This is a genomic window from Loktanella sp. DJP18, from assembly GCF_049310965.1.
Taxonomy (GTDB): domain Bacteria; phylum Pseudomonadota; class Alphaproteobacteria; order Rhodobacterales; family Rhodobacteraceae; genus Loktanella.
The window spans coordinates 1-4,696 of the sequence record NZ_JBMERN010000201.1 but is presented as its reverse complement, the minus strand read 5'-3'; the positions used below and the strand labels follow the sequence as shown (position 1 = coordinate 4,696).

The following is a 4,696-nucleotide window of genomic DNA, read 5'->3' as shown; positions in this document are numbered from 1 at the left end:
GGTATGGGCTTCCATGACCGGATTTATCGTGCTCACTCATCTGGCTCTCCAATATTCTGGTCTAGGTTTCTTTGCGGATCATCCTTACAAAATGCCCATGAACAAAACGCGTTGAAAAGCCGGGGGCAGACATCGCTGCCCCCGGCCCGGCATCTCAATTTAGGCGATCAGTTATTCGAGGAATCCGGGGCATCCTCTTCAGCATTGCCTGATTCAGCATTGCCCGACGCATCGCTGTCAGATGCGGCATCGTTGCCGGACGTGGTTGGCACGCTGTCGCCGGAACCGCCAGAGGTGCTCTGGTCTTGCGATTGCTCAACCGGGTTGCCGGTGGCATCGAAGAACACGATGTCGGCACCTGCCCGGAGATTGGTCCGGATTGCCTGCAACGCCTGCTGCCGCAAATGTTGCTCGATCTGGGGCCGGACATCTGCCAGTGGCGGAAGCTCCTGGTCGGTCTGACCGCTGGCACGATCATACTCCTGCTGAACAGTCTCATCCGTCACGGCATTTGCCATCTCGCGGCCCATCCAGACCTGCACAATGGCATCGTCTTCAGCCGCCTGGGTGGCACCCTCAGTCAAAGCAATGACCTCGGGGTCCTCAGCCAGGTTCTGAGCCTGAGCTTCTGCAAGTATCAGCTGGCGCAGGATCAATTGCTCCATGGCCATAGGCACTAGCATTTCCGGCAGCTGTGTCTTGAGTTGCGGCGGCAACATATCGATGACCGTCAATACATCAGATGACATGATGACCGATCCACCAACCGTGGCGACGACGACATCAGGCTGCTCAGCAGATCCGCTCTGGGTGGTCGACGATGCCGACGGCTGCTGCATCGCATCACTGGACTGCGCACTCGGGGCATCGGTTTGTCCGGCACTCTGCTCATCGGTTTGTCCGGCACTCTGCTCATTGTCCTGCGCACTGTCGCCGGAACCGCCAGAGTTGTTCTGATCTTGCGGTTGCTCAACCGGGTTGCCGGTGGCATCGAAGAATACGATGTTGGCACCTGCCCGGAGATTAGTCTGGATTGCCTGCAACGCCTGCTGCCGCAAATGCTGCTCGATCTGGGGCCGGACATCCGCAAGTGGCGGAAGTTCCTGCTCGGTTTGACCGCTGGCACGATCATACTCCTGCTGAACTGCCTCATCCGTCACGGCATTTGCCATCTCGCGGCCCATCCAGACCTGTACAATGGCATCGTCTTCGGCCGCCTGGGTGGCACCTTCAACCAAAGCAATGACCTCGGGGTCTTCAGCTAGGTTCTGAGCCCGAGCTTCTGCAAGTATCAGCTGGCGTAGTATCAATTGCTCCATCGCCATAGGAACGAGCATTTCCGGCGGTTGCGTCCTGAGTTGCGGCGGCAACATATCAATGACCGTCAACACATCAGATGACATAATGTCCGATCCACCAACCGTGGCGACGATGACATCAGATTGCTCAGCCGATCCGTTCTGGGCGGTTGACGATGCCGACTGCTGCTGCGTCGCATCACCGGATTGCGCACTTGGGGCATCGGTTTGTCCGGCACTCTGCTGAGTGTCCTGCGCAAATGCAATGCCCGACGTGAACGGCAGGCCGATGATGGCCGCGATTGCAGTATTACGCAAATTCGAGTTCGACCGTTTCATATCGTTTCCTCTCTTTTATAGCAATAAACAAACACAACATATAATAATTTGTTCCGGAATTTTCCAAAAAAAACGGCCTAAGAAAATAGGGCTTTTATACAAGTCCAGATACACTATTTATTCAATTAACACATCAAGTGCCGGCGAAGAAAGCCGCGAAATAGTAATGCAATTGGGACGCTGGGATCATATTTTTGAGAGCCTCAATGGAACTGCCATTGCACCCGAAATGATTGGCGAGATGAAAAAAAGTCCACCATAGTTACGAGCTGAGCCCCTGTCGACTCAACCTATAAAAGATACATCGAAGGCCATCGTATGTTATAGCCTTTGATAGAGAGTGACCTGCGCGATAGTATTAGCGTCGATCAGATCATCAAAAGTTATCGGCACATCGAATGACATAGAGACTGCCATCGACCTCGAGGAAATCAAGCGGTGGGTCGTAATCGAGTGCGGCACAGAATCGTTTCACGATATCATCACAAGCAGAACCTTCCGGACCACAGGGAATTGGAAGATGCGAAAAGGCTTCACCATCCTGAATCAGATCGGACGAGTCAGCGTCACCCAATTCGGTGGTGTCATCAAGACCCGCAGGTTCAACGACATCGTCGACGGCCACCTCTGTGCCCAGGTTCAACATTTCAAACAGATCAGCAAGCCAGCCATCGCTTTCTTCGCCGATTGATGCATTACCGTCTGAATCGACGATGCCAAATAGGCCGCCGCCAAGGTCTTCGCGTGCAAGAACGTCGCGTGGCGTATCGAACCCGATCCGACTGAGCAAACTTGTTTCCTGCCGCACACGCATGAATTCGAAAGGCGAAATGACACCATCGCCGTCGGTGTCCCAATTTTCAACCGCGAGATTCACGTCCGCTTCGCCAAACCACAAGTCTACCGCATCATCCCATTCGCTGACCGTGAGCTCGCCATCGTCGGACGTATCCCACATATGGACAGGGCTATCGCGTTTGGAAATTTGAGCGCGAAGAGGGCGAACGGAGCGTGAACTTTTGGGCTCTCTCGCTGCGTTCGTGGTCAGTTTTCGATGATTTTCGACCTCTACGTGACGAGACATACCCAAACGCGATTCCCCTGCACATATGGAAGACACCCTGCAAAACTTCGTCTTGGTCCAGAGTGGTATCGACATTGATGTCCCATTGATCGAAGAGCCCGACGTCATCAAGTCCATCGGCGAACTCTGTCTCGTTCAGGGCACCATTATCATCCGCGTCCCATGCACCGATGTCCTGAGCTGAAACACCCATTGCCAAAGCACCGGTAATTGCGGCTGCGGACACGCCGCGCGATAGCATCTTGTTGAACATGGTGTTCCTCCTCGAAAGCCAGTGATAAATGCGCAGGGTTGGTTCTGATCCGTAAAATCGGCGATCTACTGAAGTCGACTCCGCTTCTTCCGTTTCTATCAGCGACAACGCTGTCCCGGCGGGATTGATACGCTTGGAGTGGCCGTCGCAATCAACAGGCTTTGATGAAAAGCGTAAGGCTGACAGAGCAAGCCTTACGCAATAAGGTATCTTCAGACGTCCCAGAAGCCGCCGTCGCCCATGTCGTCGCCGACATCGCCAAACTCAGGCTCTTCGATCACGCCGCTTTCGTCATCATCGTAGGAATTGAACACACCGTTGTTGTATTCTTCCTCGTTGAGAGCGCCGTCGTCGTCCTCATCCCAAGTGCTGAATCCCGTTTCATCTTCACCGTAGTTGGTGCCCCAACCTTCGTTAAATTCGTCTTGGCTCAGGACGCCGTCGCTGTCGCCATCCCAGGCACCCATATCCATATCCTGCGCGATCACCGGCGACGCGGTGAGTGCAGCGAGAAAAGCGCCAATACCAGCAACTTTCGTGAATTCGATCCGCATTGTGTGTCTCCTTCATTTTGTTTGCAGCATCATGCTACGGGTATGCAACAGTCAGTGTAGATGAGAGTTCCCCCAGTATTAAATTTTTATGAAAAATCTGGATCGGCAAATGTTCAGGTTGAAACAAACATTTGCCAAGCGGCCTGCTATCTGACGCGAAAGACTGCCTGATCAGGCCTGTGAGATTAAGGGCACCTCGAAAAGTTGCCCTGACCTTACCACAGGGGTATGATGCCTAAGAGGCTGATCGGAAACGAGTTGAGTGTATTCAGCAGGTTGTGATTCTATCTGGTTGCGAAACTTGACGGAGATCACGATGCCCTGGACCGAACTCACCCGTGCGCAGCATATGCGCGAGACGAAGCGCTATCCAAGCGATTTGACCAATGCTGAATGGAAGATCGTGCGGCCTCTGTTGCCCGATCGCAGCCGCCTTGGGCGGCCACGACGGGTGAAGTTGCGGCGGGTCTGGAATGCGATCCAGTATATCGCGGCTTCGGGATGCACATGGTCGCTTCTCCCAAAGGACTTTCCACCGGTCTCGACTGTGCGCTATTATTTCTATCGCTGGCGCGACGATGGTCTGCTGGCCGAGATCAACCGCCACCTGGTGGCGGCGGCGCGCCCCGCGGCAGGGCGCGATGTGCAACCGACGGCGGGTGTGATCGACAGCCAAAGTGTAAAAACATTTGAAAACACATCACTTTCCGGCTATGATGCGGGCAAGCGGATCAAAGGACGCAAGCGTCACATCATCACCGATACCTGCGGCAACCTGATCGCATGCGAGGTCCAAACAGCCAACATTCAGGATCGGGATGGTGCGCCCGGCGTCTTCGCCAAGCTTCGCCGCGAGGCCCCGAAATTGCGCCATATGTTCGCTGATGGCGGTTATGCCGGACCAAAACTCCGGGGTGCCCTCGTCAGCCTCGGGCGCTGGACGCTGCAGATCGTCAAGCGGTCCGATACCGCCAAGGGCTTCGAGGTGCTACCTCGCAGATGGGTCGTGGAACGGTCTTTCGCATGGCTCGGCCGTTGCCGCCGATTGGCAAGGGATTGGGAAAAATCCATCGAAAGTGCCGAAGCCTGGGTCCTGATCGCCCATTTCCGGCGCATGACGCGGCTTCTTGCAAGAGACTGAATTCTCTCATCCCATTTTGAATCGGGC

General features: G+C 54.7%; 5 protein-coding genes. 1 reads left to right on the top strand and 4 read right to left on the bottom strand.

Going from position 1 to position 4,696, the window contains the following annotated elements:
* Positions 1 to 167 precede the first annotated feature (167 nt).
* From ACOI1H_RS23720 to ACOI1H_RS23705, 4 genes are all read right to left on the bottom strand, one after another.
* Positions 168 to 1,637, bottom strand: coding sequence for a hypothetical protein (locus ACOI1H_RS23720; RefSeq protein WP_422440644.1), 1,470 nt, complete (start codon positions 1,635 to 1,637; stop codon positions 168 to 170).
* 376 nt (positions 1,638 to 2,013) lie between these two features.
* Positions 2,014 to 2,595, bottom strand: coding sequence for a hypothetical protein (locus ACOI1H_RS23715; protein WP_422440643.1), 582 nt, complete (start codon positions 2,593 to 2,595; stop codon positions 2,014 to 2,016).
* Between the two features lie 10 nt (positions 2,596 to 2,605).
* The gene (locus ACOI1H_RS23710) at positions 2,606 to 2,974 is read right to left on the bottom strand and encodes a hypothetical protein (protein WP_422440642.1); all 369 of its coding nucleotides are present in this window, start codon (positions 2,972 to 2,974) and stop codon (positions 2,606 to 2,608) included.
* 212 nt (positions 2,975 to 3,186) lie between these two features.
* Positions 3,187 to 3,528, bottom strand: a complete 342-nt coding sequence (locus ACOI1H_RS23705) for a hypothetical protein (protein ID WP_422440640.1) — start codon at positions 3,526 to 3,528, stop codon at positions 3,187 to 3,189.
* A gap of 316 nt (positions 3,529 to 3,844) precedes the next feature.
* Between ACOI1H_RS23705 and ACOI1H_RS23700 the strand changes: the two genes are divergently transcribed.
* Positions 3,845 to 4,669, top strand: coding sequence for an IS5 family transposase (locus tag ACOI1H_RS23700; protein WP_422440638.1), 825 nt, complete (start codon positions 3,845 to 3,847; stop codon positions 4,667 to 4,669).
* Positions 4,670 to 4,696 lie beyond the last annotated feature (27 nt).

Bases quoted from the DNA above. Each gene is read 5' to 3' on its own strand.
- ACOI1H_RS23710 (WP_422440642.1), bottom strand. From the start codon at position 2,974: ATGTTCAACAAGATGCTATCGCGCGGCGTGTCCGCAGCCGCAATTACC.
- ACOI1H_RS23705 (WP_422440640.1), bottom strand. From the start codon at position 3,528: ATGCGGATCGAATTCACGAAAGTTGCTGGTATTGGCGCTTTTCTCGCT.
- ACOI1H_RS23715 (WP_422440643.1), bottom strand. From the start codon at position 2,595: ATGTGGGATACGTCCGACGATGGCGAGCTCACGGTCAGCGAATGGGAT.
- ACOI1H_RS23700 (WP_422440638.1), top strand. From the start codon at position 3,845: ATGCCCTGGACCGAACTCACCCGTGCGCAGCATATGCGCGAGACGAAG.
- ACOI1H_RS23720 (WP_422440644.1), bottom strand. From the start codon at position 1,637: ATGAAACGGTCGAACTCGAATTTGCGTAATACTGCAATCGCGGCCATC.